Here is a 15311-nt window from a genome sequence, read left to right as displayed (position 1 = left end):
TCGCTTTGTATCGCCCTGTATCATCCCCGGTAGAGGCACAGACTTTTGCAATATCCGCCGCTAGAAGCGCAACATGGCTGACCTGTCCGATCCCCGCCGCAACAGCGTCATCGTCGTCGACGATGATGCCGATATTCGCGGTCTGATCGTCGATCAGTTGCGGCAGGAAAATTACGACCTGCTTTCTGCATCGAACCTGGCCGAACTGCGCCAGGCCCTGCGCGACCAGCCGGTCGACCTGATCGTCCTCGATCTCAACCTGCCCGATGGCGACGGCCTGTCGCTGTGCCGCGAGCTGCGCGCCGAAGGGTCGGGCATCCAGATCATCATGGTGACGGCGCGCGGCAGCGCGATCGACCGGGTGCTGGGGCTGGAACTGGGCGCCGACGATTATCTGACCAAGCCGTTCGAGCCGCGCGAGCTGCTGGTGCGCATCCGAAACTTGCTGCGCCGCCCCCGCGTGGAGGCCGCGGCACCCGCCGACCAGTCCCGCTATGCCGTCTTCGGTCCCTGGCGGCTCGATCTGCTGCAACGCCGGCTGATCGCCCCGGACGACCGGCTGGTAATGCTGTCCTCCGCCGAATTCCGCCTGCTCTCCCGCTTCATAGAGGAGCCCAATGTCGTGCTGGCGCGTGAGACTTTGCTGCCCGAACGGCGCGCCACCGCCGCCTTCGACCGCACCATCGACCTGCAGGTCAGCCGCCTGCGACAGAAGCTGGCCGGCGCCACCGGCGGCGCCGACCTGATCCTGACCGTTCGGGGCGAAGGCTATGTCCTCGCCAGCCCGGTGCGCTACGAATGATCGGCCAGCCGGTGCAGCGCGTGCGGGATTTCTTCCGCTCGATGGCGGGGCATATCTTCGTGCTGCTGACCGTCGGCATCTCGCTCTCGGCCATCCTCGCGCTCGCCGTGTCGGAACAGGGCCGCCGCCATGATTTCGAGCGCGTCCGCCGCCAGCGCGTGCTGGCCAGTGCCTTCGACGTCGCCGACCGGCTGCGCCGCGATCCGGTGCGCGTCCAGCAGATGCTGGAAAATCACGGCATTGTCGGCGCATCCATCGCCCCTGACGGCATCTCCATCAACGAGCCCGATCCCGATCTCGAAGCCGCGCTCGCCCGGCGTTTCGGCCCCCGCGCCCAGCCGGAGGCGGGACAGGTGCCCTTCGGCCTCTGTTTCCCCGACAAGGATGCCGGGCGCAGCCGGGCTGCCGGCCTGATCGATGCGCCCCGGCCCGATTGCTGGATCGTGCGCATGACCGACGCGACCGGCCAGCGCCGCAGCATGGCGCTCACCTTCCCGCGCCTCGCCCGACCGCCCAGTTCGCTGTTCAGCCCGGCCTATCTGGTCGTCATCCTGCTCTCGGCCGCCGGCCTCTCGATCCTGATCGGCCGGATCGCCGCCAAGCCGCTGCGCCGCCTGTCCCAGGCCGCCGAAGCCTTTTCCGTGTCGCGCGATCCGGAGGAAATTCCCGAGCGCGGTCCCGAGGAGGTGCGCGCCGCCCTCTCCACCTTCAACCTGATGCAGCGCCGCGTCCGTGCTGGCTTTACCGAACGGACCCAGTTGCTGGCGGCGATCAGCCATGATCTCCAGACCCCGCTCACCCGGCTGCGGCTGCGGCTGGAACTGGTCGAGAATGAGGAACTGCGCGCCCGCCTGCTGCAGGATCATGAGGCGATGCAGCGGCTGGTGCGTGAAGGGCTGGACCTTGCCGCCAGCACCGAGACGCATGAGGAATGGTCGGTGATCGACCTTGATTCCCTGCTCGCCAGCATGGCCGAGGATGCGCAGGAACTGGGCGCTCCGGTTCAGTTCGCCGCCGGTTGCGGCGCGTCGGTCCGGGTCAAGCCCAATGCGCTGACCCGCTGCATGAGCAATCTGGTCGACAATGCCGTCAAATATGGCGGATGCGCGGAGATCAGCTGCCTGCGCACGCCCGGCCATGTCACGATCGAGATACGCGACCATGGCCCCGGCATCCCGCCGCAGGATCTGGACCAGATGTTCGAGCCCTTCACCCGCGGCGCCAGCAGCCAGCCGGGCGGCCGCCACGGCACCGGCATCGGCCTCACCATCGCGCGGTCGCTGGGCCTCAGTTTCGGCGCGATCGTCGCGCTGCGCAATGCGCCCGATGGCGGCCTGATCGCCAGTATCGAGATGAAGGCGGCCTAAACCGCGCCGACGACCATCAGCGCCAATGCCAGCAGCAGCCCGCCACGCGCCAGCCGGGGGCCATAGGTCAGCGCCAGCAGCACCGCCCCCGCCATCAGCGGCAGCAGCCCGCACCAGGTGACGATGCCGATCCCGTCGGTGCCGGACAGGATCGCACCGAGCAGCGACAGGGCAATCGCGCTCCAGCCGAGCAGCGGCAGATGCCGGGCCAGCCCATGGCGCTGCCAGGGGCCGAGCAGCGCCGGTCCATGCCGCGCCATCGCCGCCGCCAATGCGAAGAAGCCGATATAGAGCAGTCCCGCGACGATCATGCCGGCTGCTCCCGCATCCGTCGTCGCGCTGGCGTTGGGACATTGCGCCGCCGCATCTGCCGACGCACGATCAGCGCCAGCGCGCCGGCCATGGCCAGGAACAGGAGATTGCCGGCCAGCAGGATCGGCTCGGTCGACCAGACTGGCCCGAGGACCGCCGCCAACGCGCAGGCAAAGGCGAGCAGCCCCATCATCAGTGGCCAGCCGATGACCGGACGCAGCGCCAACCCGGCCAGCACGGCCGCGGCCGCGGTCCACAAGGCCACGGACACTTCCGCTTCGGGGCGCCCCGCCATGCCGATCGGCAACAGGCGATTGGCGATGAAATAGGCCACCGCACCCAACGGCACGCCGGTGATTACGCCGACGTTCAGCCGTTCGAGGATGCGATTGCCGATCGAGAGCGGCTGGCGCTCGCGCCGCTTGGCGATCCACAGCACCATGCCGGTCGAGATCGCCAGCGTCAGCATCGCCCCGCCCAGCACATAGAGCCAGCGCGTCGCCATCGGCGCGAAGCGGGCCATGTGCAGGCCATAGATGACCTGATAGGTGCGCATCGCCGGCCGCCGTTCGACCCAGCTCTTGAGCAGCCGGCCGGTCGCGCCGTCGAAGCTCGCCTGCCCCCGCATATAGCCGATCGAGTCGGCATCGGACTGGTAGACGGTGACGACCGATGCCGCGTCGCCGGGATTGAACACATAGACGCGGCCGACATGGCCGCCGCCAAATGCGCGCTCGGCCGCTGTCAGCATCGGTGCGATCGGCGCCAGCGACGCGGGCTTTCCGGCCGCCGGACGGGTCACCGAACCCGGCGCCAGCGCCTCGTACATCTCCATCACCTTGTCACCATAGCCGGCACTGATCGGCCAGGGCATGTTGAGCGACGCCAGCGTCAGCAGCCCGGTGAAGGTGATCATCAGGTGGAAGGGCATGGCCAGCACGCCAGTCGCATTATGCCCGTCAAGCCAGGACCGCTGGCCCTTGGCCGGGCGGAAGGTGAAGAAGTCCTTGAAGATGCGCTTGTGCGCGATGATCCCGGTGACCAGCGCGACCAGCATCACCATCGCCGCCAGCGAGGCGAGCAGCCGGCCCCAAGGATAGGGAATTTCCAGCTCGAAATGGAGGCGATAGAAAAATTCGCCGCCCAGCGTCTCGCGCGCGACCGGCGCGCCGCTCACCGGATCGAGCGCGCGATACAGATAATCGCTGCCCTGGTCATAGGATGCCTCGACCGTATTGGCCCGGCCGTCAGGCGCGGTCAGATACCAGCCGGTGGAACCGGGCGCATGTTTCGACAGCCAGCCGGTCGCCGCGACGATCGCGCTCTTGCCATCCGCCTGCGCCGTCACCTCGGGCCGCATCCAGCGGCCGATCTCCGGCTTGAAGACGCTGAGCGTCCCGGCCAGGCACATGACGAACAGCACATAGCCCAGCAGCAGCCCGGTCCAGCCGTGCAGCCAGGCCATCGCCTGCCGCACGCCATCCCGCACCATCGCCGATGCCCCGCTCATGCAAAGCCTCCGCTGGTCCAGACCAGTCCCGCCAGCCCGGCGGACAGCAACACAACGCCGCCCAGAGCGACCCAGGGTCCGCGTGCGAGGAAGGCCCACACGGTTACTGCTGGCGCAAACAAATAGGAGAACATGGTCGCCACCGTGACCGCCTCCAGCCGGCCCATCGGCAGGGTGCGGGCCAGCAGCATCGCCGCCAGCGCCGCAACCGCATAGGCGCCCACCGTGCCCGCAAGCGTGCGCAGCGCGACATTGCCGCGATAACGCCAGCCGCTACGGGCACGCAGAGCGGCCGCCTTCGTCAATAGTCGACGCTCAGCGTGAACACCGCCGTGCGCGGCGCGGCATAGAAGGCCTGGCCCCACATCAGGCTGCCCAGATATTTGGTGTTGGTGACATTCTTCACGTTCACGCTCGCCCGCAGATGATCGACCACCCGGATACCCGCCATCAGGTCGAGCACGGCATAGCTCTTCTGCTTAACGACCACATCGCCCATGTAAACATCGCCGTCATAGACATCGGTCAGCGTCGTCTTGATCGCGTTCTGCCAGCGCATCTGCGCGCCCAGCTTCAGGTCGTTGAGCTGCGGCACCTGATAGGTGGTGGCCAGCTTCAGCGACTTGGTCGGCAACCAGGTGCGGGTGTCGTTGCCCTCGTCATCCTCGATATCATATTGGGTATAGCCGCCGCTCAGCGTCCACTGGTCGGTGATCTTGCCCGCCACTTCCAGCTCGAAACCGGTCGAGGTGGTATCGACGCCGGCATAATAGCTGCCGCCGGCCTTGCCCGGTCCATCCTCGCCAAAGGTACCGGCATAATCGGCCAGTCCCTTCTGCTTGGCGCGGAACACGGTGGCGGTGGCATAGAGGCGATCGCCGAACCAGCTGCTCTTGATGCCGCCCTCGATGCTGGTGCCCTTGGCCGGGTCCAGCTTGCGATTATTGGCGTCGACCTCCGCTTGCGGGTTATAGATGTCGGTATAGCTGGCATAGAGGGTGACGTTGGGCGTCACGTCATAGAGCAGGCCGAGATAGGGGCTGATCTTGTGGTCGTCGCGCGCCTGATCGGTGCCATAGGAAGTGCCGGACGACTTGATCCACATCGCGCTGGCGCCGATCACGCCCTTCAACTGGTCGGTGAAGTTGAGATGCGCCGCGCCATAGAGGCGGGTCAGTTCGTCGCTATATTTGGCGGCCAGATATTCGCCCGGATAGTCCGGCTCGGTCACCTGCGCGCTGCCCCAGTCATAGACCGACGGATAGACCAGCGCGCTGTCCTCGGCGAAATTCTCCCACTCCTTGGCGTTCGACTTGGCATAGGACAGGCCCAGCACCAGCTTGTGCTCGCGGCCGAATAGGCTGAACGGGCCGGTGGCGCTGAAATCGCCCAGATATTGCTTATAGTCGGACGGGTAGATGCCCGCCATGCCATAGACGCCCTCGCCGGTCTCCTTGTCGGGATAGCCATAGGCATAGAGCAGCTTCGCATTCTCCTGGAAGCGCTTGTAGGTGAACATGCCGCTCAGCGTCCATTGGCCCATGGTATAGACCAGTTCGCCAAAGCTATTCTGGTCCTTCGTGTTCCAATAGGTCCAGTCGGCCGAGGTGGTTGCCGAGCGCGCATAGTCGATCCGGGTGCCGTCGGTGAACACCAGCGGCATCGCCCCCCACAGCACGCCGTCGGCGTCATTTTCCTGGCGCGTGTAACCGACCGTCGCCTTGAGATCGGGCGTCACCTGCCAGGCGACGATCGCGCCAAAAACGTCGCGATTGATATGGTTATAGTCCAGATGCGTGTCGCGATCCTCATGCGCATAGATGAAGCGCGCCGACACCGTATCGGTCACCGGGACATTGACGTCGCCCTCGACCCGCCACAGGTCGCGCGAACCGAGCTGGGCCGTGCCCTTGGCCTGGAACTCGTCGAGCGGCCGCTTGCGGACATAGTTGATCGTCGCCGACGGGTTGCCGATGCCGGTCATGATCGCATTGGCGCCGCGCACCGCCTCGACATTCTCGAACAGGGCAGTGTCGAGGTCGCCGAACTGGATACCCCAGGCGAGCGGCAGGCCGACACCATCGACCTGGAAGTTGGACACGTCGAAGCCGCGCGAGTTGAAATAGGTACGGTCCGTCTCGACGCGCTCGACATTGATGCCGATCGTCTGGTCGAGCAGGTCATTGACATTGGTGATCGCGAAATCCTCGATCCGTTCGCGATTGATGATCGTCACCGACTGCGGCGTCTCGCGCACCGACAGCGACAGGGCGGTGGCGGAACTGGACGGCTGGTTGGCAGCGGTCACGACGATCCGCGACGCGTCCTCTGCGGCATTGTCTGCTTCTGCTGCGCGCGCAGCGGTCGGCATCACGACAAGGGCAAAGCTGCTGCTCAACAGGAGGTGGCGCAAGGACAGACGCATTATGATTTCCCCGATGGCTCTCTATCTGCGCCGCGCGTTAGGCATGTCCAGAATGCGAGTCAAACGCATTAGCATTGCATGCGCGCTACAATCGCGCCACGAAGATGAAATTTTGTTCATGTCTGGAACGAAGCTGGTCGGTTTCTCCTTTGTAAACCGGCACCTGCCCGTGCCTCCTGCCCAGGGAGTATCCGACCATGACAAACGCACCGCCCCGCCGATCGATCGCCGCCCTGATATTGGGCATCGTCTTCGGCCTCATCGGGCTGGTGCTGACCGGCGGGGGCGCCTGGCTGCTGATCTCGGGCGGCTCGCCTTATTATCTGGTCACGGGCATCGCCCTGATCGTCGCGGGCGTGCTGCTGGCACGCGGGCGCAAGGCTGGCGGCTGGCTCAACATTGTCATCTTCGCTGTCACTTTGCTCTGGGCCTATTGGGAAGTGGGCCTTGATCCCTGGGCGCTGGTGCCGCGCGTCGTCGCCCCGCTGGTCCTCCTGATCACGCTGCAACTGGTGTGGCCGACGCTCGACCGCAGCGCTGGTCGCTGGCGCCGTGCATGGGTCGGGGTGGCTGTCACTTTCGCTGTCGCGATCGGCTTTTTCTGGAGCATCGCCAGCAACTTCATCCCGCCGGTGCTGCAGGGCCTGCCCGACGCCCGCTATGCCATGGCCGATCCCTCGATCGGCACCACCGGCGCCGACTGGCCGGCCTATGGCGGCACCAACAGCGCCCGGCGCTACTCGCCGCTCGCCCAGATCACCCCGGCCAATGTGGGTAACCTCAAGCGCGCCTGGATGATCCACACCGGCGACCTGCCGGCCTCGGCCCAGATCCGCAACACCTATGGCGCGGAAAACACGCCGCTCAAGATCGGCGACACCCTCTATGTCTGCACGCCCAAGAGCATGGTGATCGCGCTCGATCCCGCCACCGGCAAACAGAAATGGCGCTTCGATCCCAAGGTTTCGGATGAGGCCATTCCATACACCGCCGCCTGTCGCGGGGTCAGCTATTATGCCGTGCCCGGCGCTGCGGCCGACACGCCCTGCGCCCAGCGCATCATCCTGGGCACGCTCGACGCACGGATCATGGCGCTTGACGCCCGCACCGGCCAGCAGTGCCGCGACTTTGGCAGCAATGGCCAGGTCCGCATCACCGACGGCATGGGCCAAGTCCCTCCAGGCTATGTCTCCATCACCTCGCCGCCAACCATCGTGCGCGGCGTCATCGTCACCGGCCATCAGGTGCTGGACGGGCAGGATCGCTGGGCGCCGTCCGGCGTGATCCAGGCCTATGACGCGGTCACGGGCAAGATGCGCTGGGCCTGGGACATGATGCACCCGGAACGCAGCGGTCCGCCGCCGGCCGGCCAGACCTATACCCGCGGCACCCCGAACATGTGGACGATCGCCTCGGGCGACGAGCAGCTTGGCCTCGTCTATCTGCCGATGGGCAACAGCGCCGCCGATTATTACAGCAGCCTGCGCCGGCCGGAGGAAAATCGCTACGCCACCTCGCTGGTCGCGATCGACGTGATGACCGGCAAGCCGCGCTGGAATTTCCAGGCAGTGCGCAAGGATGTGTGGGACTATGATTTCGGCGCCCAGGCGACCCTGATCGATTTCCCGACCGCGCGCGGCCCGGTGCCGGCGATGCTGCTGCCCAGCAAGCAGGGAGACATCTATGTGCTCGACCGCCGCACCGGCCGGCCGCTGACCCCGATCGGTGATATCAAGGCACCGCAGATCGGTGTCGAGCCGGAGCAGCGCGCCGCCACCCAGCGCATCTCGCTCTACCACACGCTGCGCAAGCCCGACCTCACCGAAAAGGACATGTGGGGCATGTCGCCGATCGACCAAATGATCTGCCGCATCCAGTTCCGCCGGGCGAGCTACAAGGGCTTCTTCACTCCGCCCGAAGCCGACAAGCGCTCGATCGAATATCCCGGCTATAATGGCGGCACCGACTGGGGCGGCATCGCCGTCGATCCGGCACGCGGGGTGATCGTCGCCAATTATAACGACATGCCCAATTATGTCCGGCTGGTGCCCCGCAAGGAAGCCAACAAGAAGGGCTGGGCGCCGCGCGACCAGGCACGCGGCGAGATTGGCGGGGCGGAAGGCGCGGGCGATCCGCAGGCGCACACCCCCTATGCGATCGACGTCAATGCCGGCTGGCGCCTGCCCTTCACCGGCCTGCTCTGCAAGCAGCCCCCCTATGGCGGGATCCGCGCGATCGACATCGCCACCGGCAAGACCATCTGGGATCGTCCCTTCGGCACGGCACGGACCAACGGACCGTTCGGCATCCCCTCGATGCTGCCGTTGACGATCGGCACGCCCAATAATGGCGGGTCGGTGGTGACAGCCGGCGGACTGATCTTCGTCGCCGCCGCGACTGACAATCTGATCCGCGCGATCGACCTCAAGACCGGCAAGACTTTGTGGCAGGACGTGCTGCCCGCCGGCGGTCAGGCGACGCCGATGACCTACAGCCAGAATGGCAAGCAATATCTGGTCATCATGGCCGGCGGTCATCATTTCATGCAGACGCCAGTGGGCGACGAGCTGATTGCCTATGCCCTGAACTGAGGTGCTTCCTGCCGCCCCTTGCCTTACCAGGCGAGGGCGGCGGTCAGCATCAGCGCCTGCGCCTGATCCTCCGGCCGCGCCGCGCCGGAGGCATCAACGCGCATCAGCCTGCTGCTCGCCAGTTGGTCGGGATCGGTCAGGTGCAGGCCAACCCGCATCGGTCGACGCCCGGTCAACGCATAATCGATGCCGGCCTCCAGCCGCAGGCCACCATCATCCTGCATCAGCGCCGGCGCGCTGCTCTGCGCGGCAGCGATCCGGCAGCGCCATGGGCCCTGCGCCCACAGACCTTCCAGAATCAGTTGCTGTTCCTGCACGCGGCCGCCCCGCTCCTGGCGCAGTTGCGCCATATGGTAGCGCGCCAACAGGCTGAGCGCGGGCGTCAGTCGATGCTCCGCCCGCATCGCCAGCCCCCGCACATGCGCCGACCCGCGATTGACCGGCAGATAGCCGTCCTCGACGAAGGCCAGCCGGTCCTCGACCTCGCCGTCAAAGGCATCGACCGCCAATGTCAGGTCCGGCGCCACCATCCAGTCGCTGCCCAGCCGCATGCGGCTGTCGCGTTCCGGCCGCAAACCGGCCTGCAATGTGCGAAACGCCTCGCGCGTCAGCCCCAGCGCACCCGACAGGCCGACCCCGGCATAGGCCTCTATCGTTTCGCGATAGTCCGCGCGCAGGGTGACGCCGGGCGCGGCGTCATAGGCCAGCCGCCCCGTCGGCAAGAACAGGTCGCGGCTCTTGATTGAGTCGCTGCCATAGAGCGCCGTCACATTGGCCCCGCGATTGTTGAGCTTGGCCCCCTGCCAGCCCAGTTCGGCCTGCAAGCCGTCCGCCAGTGACAGGCTGCCATGGGCGTCGACCAGCATCAGGCTGCTGCGCGGCTGGGCATCGCCAGACAGGTCGGTAGGCAGGGGTACCGTACCGATCCGACGAGCCGGCAGCGCCGCCATCCGGTTGCGCTTGCGCTGGACCGCGATGCTGATCGCCGCCGGCTCGGCCGGCGATGGCGCCAGTTCGACCGCATAGATGCGCGCCGGCTTCGCTGCACCGTCCTGGGGCGCGGGCAGCAGGGAAAAACGCAAGGGCCGTTTCAGCACAAAGCCGCCATGGTCGGGGGTAATCGTCTGCGCCGATGCCGGGACCGCGAACGCCAGGGCTGCCAGCGACACCACCATCCAGCGGATCATCGTCATGACGCCACCTGCGCCAACTGGACAGCGGCCCCGGCGCGACGTTCCGGTTCATAGGCGATCATGTAACCGAAATGGTCGGACAGCGGCGCGCCCTCCACCTCCGTACCAAAGGGCACGGCCGCGTGGATGGCCCGCATCGGCCGACCACGATCGTCGCGCGCGAACAGCCAATCCTTGCCGCGCGCGCTCGCCTGTTCGAGATCCCAGTGCGTGCCGGCATCGGATGGCAGGCTGTCCGCCAGAGCCCGACGTGCGCCGCCCAGATGCGCCGCGACAAAGCTCATGCCCGCCCGCGCCCAGCGGGTGAAGAAGGCATGGATGCGGTTGCGATCGCCGCCGATATTGAGGTCGCCGCCCAGGATCATCGGCTGTCCGGCGGGAACATGGGCGCGCACGAAGTCGGCCAGCAGCCCGGCCTGCCGATCAAACGCCCGCTGCGACCGGACGATCGCCACGCCTGCCGCCTTGCGCGCGTTAAGATGGGTGTTAACGATGCTGACTGGCCGGTCGAAGCCCGGCACCGCCAGATGAGCGATCAGCACGCCCTTGTTCGCCAGGCAATCGAAGCCGGCACAGGCGAAATCGGGAAAGGCCATGCGGTCGATGCCGGCGATCGGATAATCGGACAGGATCAGCAGACCGCTGTTCAACTGCTTGGGTGCTGTCTCGCCCCGGTCCCATCGCGCCGCCTGCACATAGGCACGGTCATCCGGTCCCGCCACAATCGCCGTACGCAACCCGCTGTCCGGGCCGATCGCGACATGGGCATAGCCCGCACGGCGCGCCAACTGCGCGACCTGCGGCGAAAAGGCTTCCTGCAGCAGGACGATATGCGGCTGGCGCCCGGCCCGGCGCAGCGCCGCCAGCCGATCGGCGATGCGGCCCAGTGCTTCGTCCCGGCCAAGGGCGATCGGCCAGGGCAGGCCCATCACATTATAGGTCATCACCGACAGCGGCCTATCCGGCTGTGGCGCGGTCGCCGCCAGCCCGGCAGTATCGCTCCGCCGGCTTTCGCCCTGCGATCCCGTGGCGGCCAACACCGCCAGGCTCGCGACCAATATCGCACGCAAAGGCTTCGCCATCCCTCATTCCCCTGCCTCCTCCCTAGCGGGCGCATGAGTCACGCTCGTGTCGTTCGCGCGGCAGTGGGGTTAAATTTTGAAGGCGGCAATCGTCATCCGACCGACGCCGGACTGTCATCATCGCCGTCAGCTTGCGGGCGGCCGGTTCCTGCTGATAGGGGAAATCCGACCCGCCCAGACGGCAATGAAGAGGACCCCATGGCCTATTTCCGGCGGCTTGATGCCCGCCATTTCACCCCGACGGAACTGGTCGGCGGCGCCTGGAACGTGACGGAGCAGCATGTTGCCCCCGCGATCGGCCTGCTGGCCCATGCGATCGAGGTGGACGCCAAATCCCGCCGGCCCGATCCGCTGCAACTGGGGCGCCTGTCCTATGATATCCTGGGCACCATCCCGCTCGATACGGTCGAAATCGACGTCAGCGTCATCCGACCCGGCCGCACCATCGAACTGGTCGAGGCGCGGCTCAGCCATGGCGGCCGGCCGGCAATCCTGCTGCGCGCCTGGCTGGCCCAGGCTTATGACACAAGCGCGATCGCCGGCGGCGGCTTCGATCCCATTCCCGGCCCGGAAACCATGGCACCCTGGGACGGCACCGGCGAATGGCCCGGCGGCTTCATCGCCAGCATCGATGCCCGCCGCCAATATGTCGCGCCGGGCCGCGCCATTGGCTGGATCCGCACGCCCCATGCGCTGATCGAGGATGAGGCAGTATCGCCGCTCGCCCGCGCCATGGGGCTGGTCGATACCGCCAATGGCCTGGCGCCTCTGGTATCGACCGCCGACGCCGCCTTTCCCAATCTCGACCTCACCGCCCATATCTTCCGCGCGCCGGTCGGCGAATGGCTGGGCTGCGACGTTACCGTCTCCTTCGGCACCGACGGCATCGGCCTTACCCACAGCATCCTTCACGACCGGGATGGCGCGATCGGCACCGTCTCGCAGTGGCTGACGATCCGTCCGCGCTGATCAGCCGGCAAACAACCCGGCGTCGAACGCTGCGCGCTCCAGTTGCTCCCGGAAATCGGGATGGGCGATGGCGATCAAGGCCTTGGCCCGCTGTCCCACCGACTTGCCCTTCAGGTCGGCCAGGCCATATTCGGTGACGATCAGATGCGTGTCCATGCGCGGCGTCGTCACCGGCCCGTCCAGACGCGGGGTGATGCGGGAAATCGTGCCCTTGGCCGCGGTCGAGTGGCAGGCGATGATCGATCGGCCGCCGCGCGAGGCATAGGCGCCGCGCACGAAATCCACCTGTCCGCCGGTGCCGCTGAATTGTCGCCCGTTGACGAACTCGGAATTGCACGCGCCGTGGAAATCGACCTGCAGTGTCGCGTTCACCGACACCATATTGTCATTGCGCGCGATCAGGAACGGGCTGTTCACATAATCGACCGGATGCGCCTCGACCGCCGGATTATCGTGCAGGAAATCATAAAGCGCCTGGTCGCCGAGCGCGAAGGTATAGATCGCCTTGCCGGCATGGATCTGCTTGCGGCTATTGTCGACCACGCCCGACTGCATCAGTCCGGCGAGGCCCGTGGTCATCATCTCGGTATGGATGCCCAGATGCCGATGGTTGGCGAGACCCGCGCACACCGCCTCCGGCAGCGCGCCAATCCCCATCTGCAGGCAGTCGCCATCGCGGATCAGCCCGGCGACGGTGGCGCCGATCGCGTCGTCGACCGCCGTGCGAGTAATGGCCGGCAGCGTCGGCAATGCCACATCATGCTCGACCAGCGCCGTCACGGCCGACAGGGGGATCATGCAATCGCCCCGCACATAGGGCATATGCGCATTCACCTCCAGGATGATCCGGGTGCCCGGCTTGCGCGCCACCGCCAGTGCATAGTCGACATCGGTTCCCAGGCTGAAATTACCATCCGCATCCATCGGCGCGACCGTCGCAATCAGCGTGTCGACGCCAACATGCTCGACCATGGCGCGCGGCACCTGGCTGAAATGGCAGGGCAGGAAATCGATCATCGGGAGATGCGCGTCGCCCAGCTGGCGATCCAGCGTCCGTTCGACGCCGCCATGGAACAGGCTCATCGGCGTGATCCGGTCGCGCAACGCGAAGTCGAACAGGCTGGCGCCGGCGATCCCGGTGCAGAGCATATAATAGATACGCAGATCAGCGACAGAAGCGGACCGGGCGCGTTCGGCAAGGGCGGCTAGCAGGGCAGGCGGCTGGCCGGTCCCCAAAGCCATGCAGATCTTCGCGCCCGACGGGATCAGCGCCGCCGCCTCCTGCGCCGAACGCCGTGTCTGCTGATATAATGCCTGGTCGCCCTTTGGGGTCATGGATCGCCTCTCTCCTGTGGTCGATCCCTAACCTATAGCGGCCGGCGCGCGTTTCACCACGCGGCAAAAGGACCAAGGGCGGATCCGGTTGCCCGACCCGCCCTTGCCCTCTCCCCCTCAGGAGACGTGTCAGCCCATGGTAGGGATGACGAAGCTCTGGTCCAGCACCGCGCCGCCGCTCGGCCAGCGCTGGGTCACGGTTTTGACCCGTGTGTAGAACCGCACGCCGTCCATGCCATATTGGTTCATGTCGCCAAAGCCCGAGCGCTTCCAGCCGCCGAAGCTGTGATAGCTGACCGGCACCGGGATCGGCACGTTGATACCGACCATGCCGACTTCGACATTGGCGCAGAAGCGGCGCGCGAAATCGCCATTGCGGGTGAAGAGCGCGACGCCGTTGCCATATTGATGCTTGGTCGGATAGCTGATCGCTTCCTCGAACGTTTCGGCTCGGACCATCTGCAGGACGGGACCGAAAATCTCCTCCTGATAGCTCTTCATCTGCGGCGTCACGCGGTCGAGCAGAGTGGGCGCGAGGAAGAAGCCATCCTCATAGCCCTGCAGCGCGAAGCCACGGCCGTCGATCACCAGCTCGGAGCCTTCGTCGACCGCCATCTGGATATAATTTTCGATCCGCGCCTTGTGCGCGGCGCTGACCACCGGGCCATAATGGGCGTCGGGATCGCTCGGCACACCGACGCGCAGCCCGGCGATCCCCGCCTCCAGCTTGGCGCGCAGCGCCACCGCGGTCTGCTCACCCACCGGCACCACCACCGGCAGCGCCATGCAGCGCTCGCCGGCCGAACCATAGGCCGCGCCCAGGATATCGGCGACCGCCTGATCCAGATCGGCGTCGGGCATGACGATGCCGTGATTCTTGGCGCCGCCCATGCACTGCATCCGCTTGCCGTTCGATGCACCCCGGCCATAGACATATTGGGCGATGTCGGACGAGCCGACGAAACTGACCGCCTTGATCGCGGGATGATCGAGGATCGCGTCCACGACCTGCTTGTCGCCATGGACGACGTTCAGGATGCCGGCCGGCAATCCCGCCTCCATCGCCAGTTCGGCCAGGCGCACCGGGACAGAGGGATTGCGCTCGCTGGGCTTCAGAATGAAGGCATTGCCGCAGGCGATCGCCGGCGCGAACATCCACATCGGAATCATTGCCGGGAAATTGAACGGGGTGATGCCGGCCGCGATGCCGATCGGCTGGCGCAGCGAATAGACGTCGATGCCCGGACCTGCCCCCTCAGTATACTCGCCCTTCAGCAGATGCGGGATGCCACAAGCAAATTCGACCACGTCGAGGCCGCGCTGGATATCGCCCTTGGCATCGGAATGGACCTTGCCATGCTCGACCGACAGCAATTCGGCCAGCTCGTCCATATGCTGTTCGATCAGCGTCTTGAGGTTGAACATCACGCGGGCGCGGCGCTGCGGGTTCATCGCCGCCCAGGCGGGCTGCGCGGCCTGCGCATTGGCGACCGCTTCATCCAGTTCGCTGGGCGCCGACAGGCGGACTTGCGCCTGCACCTGGCCGGTGGCGGGGTTGAAGATGTCGCCCAGGCGCGTCGACGCCGATGCGCGATGCTGCCCCCCGATGAAATTGTCGACTATGCGCATGCTGCCCTCTCGAAACGGATCGGGTCGGCCATAAAGGAGGATCGGAAGGGTCGGAACCGGCCAGCCGATTTGATCGCGGGGACGGTGGATCGGCGC

General features: G+C 66.3%; 12 protein-coding genes. 4 read left to right on the top strand and 8 right to left on the bottom strand.

Annotated features, from left to right (window positions below; all coding sequences use genetic code 11):
- Positions 1-73: 73 nt before the first annotated feature.
- Positions 74-802 (top strand): response regulator transcription factor, encoded by a 729-nt coding sequence (locus A0U87_RS11395; protein ID WP_048939213.1) that lies wholly within the window; start codon positions 74-76, stop codon positions 800-802.
- Entirely contained in the window at positions 799-2169 is a 1371-nt protein-coding gene (locus A0U87_RS11390) for a HAMP domain-containing sensor histidine kinase (RefSeq protein WP_048939214.1), read from the top strand. Before A0U87_RS11395 ends, A0U87_RS11390 begins: the two co-directional genes overlap by 4 nt.
- Here A0U87_RS11390 and A0U87_RS11385 read toward each other — a convergent pair.
- From A0U87_RS11385 to A0U87_RS11370, 4 genes are read right to left on the bottom strand one after another with little or no spacing between them, the layout of a single operon-like run.
- Positions 2166-2480 (bottom strand): DUF3325 family protein, encoded by a 315-nt coding sequence (locus tag A0U87_RS11385; RefSeq protein ID WP_048939215.1) that lies wholly within the window; start codon positions 2478-2480, stop codon positions 2166-2168. The two genes, A0U87_RS11390 and A0U87_RS11385, sit on opposite strands and share 4 nt — an antisense overlap.
- Complete coding sequence (locus tag A0U87_RS11380; RefSeq protein WP_107917536.1) at positions 2477-3991, bottom strand: PepSY-associated TM helix domain-containing protein; 1515 nt, start codon at positions 3989-3991, stop codon at positions 2477-2479. The genes A0U87_RS11385 and A0U87_RS11380 overlap by 4 nt, the downstream gene beginning before the upstream one ends.
- Positions 3988-4296 carry a hypothetical protein gene (locus A0U87_RS11375; RefSeq protein ID WP_004209102.1) on the bottom strand — a complete coding sequence of 103 codons (309 nt, stop codon included), beginning with the start codon at positions 4294-4296 and terminating at the stop codon, positions 3988-3990. Before A0U87_RS11375 ends, A0U87_RS11380 begins: the two co-directional genes overlap by 4 nt.
- On the bottom strand, positions 4293-6416 hold the full coding sequence (locus tag A0U87_RS11370; RefSeq protein ID WP_048936838.1) for a TonB-dependent siderophore receptor: 2124 nt from the start codon (positions 6414-6416) through the stop codon (positions 4293-4295). The genes A0U87_RS11375 and A0U87_RS11370 overlap by 4 nt, the downstream gene beginning before the upstream one ends.
- A 197-nt stretch (positions 6417-6613) precedes the next feature.
- Between A0U87_RS11370 and A0U87_RS11365 the strand changes: the two genes are divergently transcribed.
- Positions 6614-9007 carry a membrane-bound PQQ-dependent dehydrogenase, glucose/quinate/shikimate family gene (locus A0U87_RS11365; protein ID WP_048936839.1) on the top strand — a complete coding sequence of 798 codons (2394 nt, stop codon included), beginning with the start codon at positions 6614-6616 and terminating at the stop codon, positions 9005-9007.
- Positions 9008-9030: 23 nt separating this feature from the next.
- Here the strand turns inward: A0U87_RS11365 and A0U87_RS11360 are convergent, their stop codons facing one another.
- The gene (locus tag A0U87_RS11360) at positions 9031-10200 is read right to left on the bottom strand and encodes a TonB-dependent receptor (protein WP_048936840.1); all 1170 of its coding nucleotides are present in this window, start codon (positions 10198-10200) and stop codon (positions 9031-9033) included.
- Positions 10197-11282 carry an endonuclease/exonuclease/phosphatase family protein gene (locus tag A0U87_RS11355; protein WP_048936841.1) on the bottom strand — a complete coding sequence of 362 codons (1086 nt, stop codon included), beginning with the start codon at positions 11280-11282 and terminating at the stop codon, positions 10197-10199. Before A0U87_RS11355 ends, A0U87_RS11360 begins: the two co-directional genes overlap by 4 nt.
- 198 nt (positions 11283-11480) lie before the next feature.
- On the opposite strand from A0U87_RS11355, the gene A0U87_RS11350 reads away from it, so the two are divergent.
- Positions 11481-12251, top strand: a complete 771-nt coding sequence (locus A0U87_RS11350; protein WP_048936842.1) for a thioesterase family protein — start codon at positions 11481-11483, stop codon at positions 12249-12251.
- Here A0U87_RS11350 and A0U87_RS11345 read toward each other — a convergent pair whose 3' ends face one another.
- Positions 12252-13586 (bottom strand): acetyl-CoA hydrolase/transferase C-terminal domain-containing protein, encoded by a 1335-nt coding sequence (locus tag A0U87_RS11345; protein ID WP_048936843.1) that lies wholly within the window; start codon positions 13584-13586, stop codon positions 12252-12254. It lies immediately after the preceding gene.
- Between the two features lie 129 nt (positions 13587-13715).
- Positions 13716-15215 carry a CoA-acylating methylmalonate-semialdehyde dehydrogenase gene (locus tag A0U87_RS11340; protein ID WP_122928414.1) on the bottom strand — a complete coding sequence of 500 codons (1500 nt, stop codon included), beginning with the start codon at positions 15213-15215 and terminating at the stop codon, positions 13716-13718.
- Positions 15216-15311 lie beyond the last annotated feature (96 nt).

It is taken from the genome of Sphingobium sp. MP9-4, from assembly GCF_005281675.1.
In the GTDB taxonomy this organism is placed as follows: Bacteria; Pseudomonadota; Alphaproteobacteria; order Sphingomonadales; family Sphingomonadaceae; genus Sphingobium; species Sphingobium yanoikuyae.
Note: the sequence above shows the minus strand (reverse complement) of the source record. Positions and strands in the feature narration are given on the sequence as shown.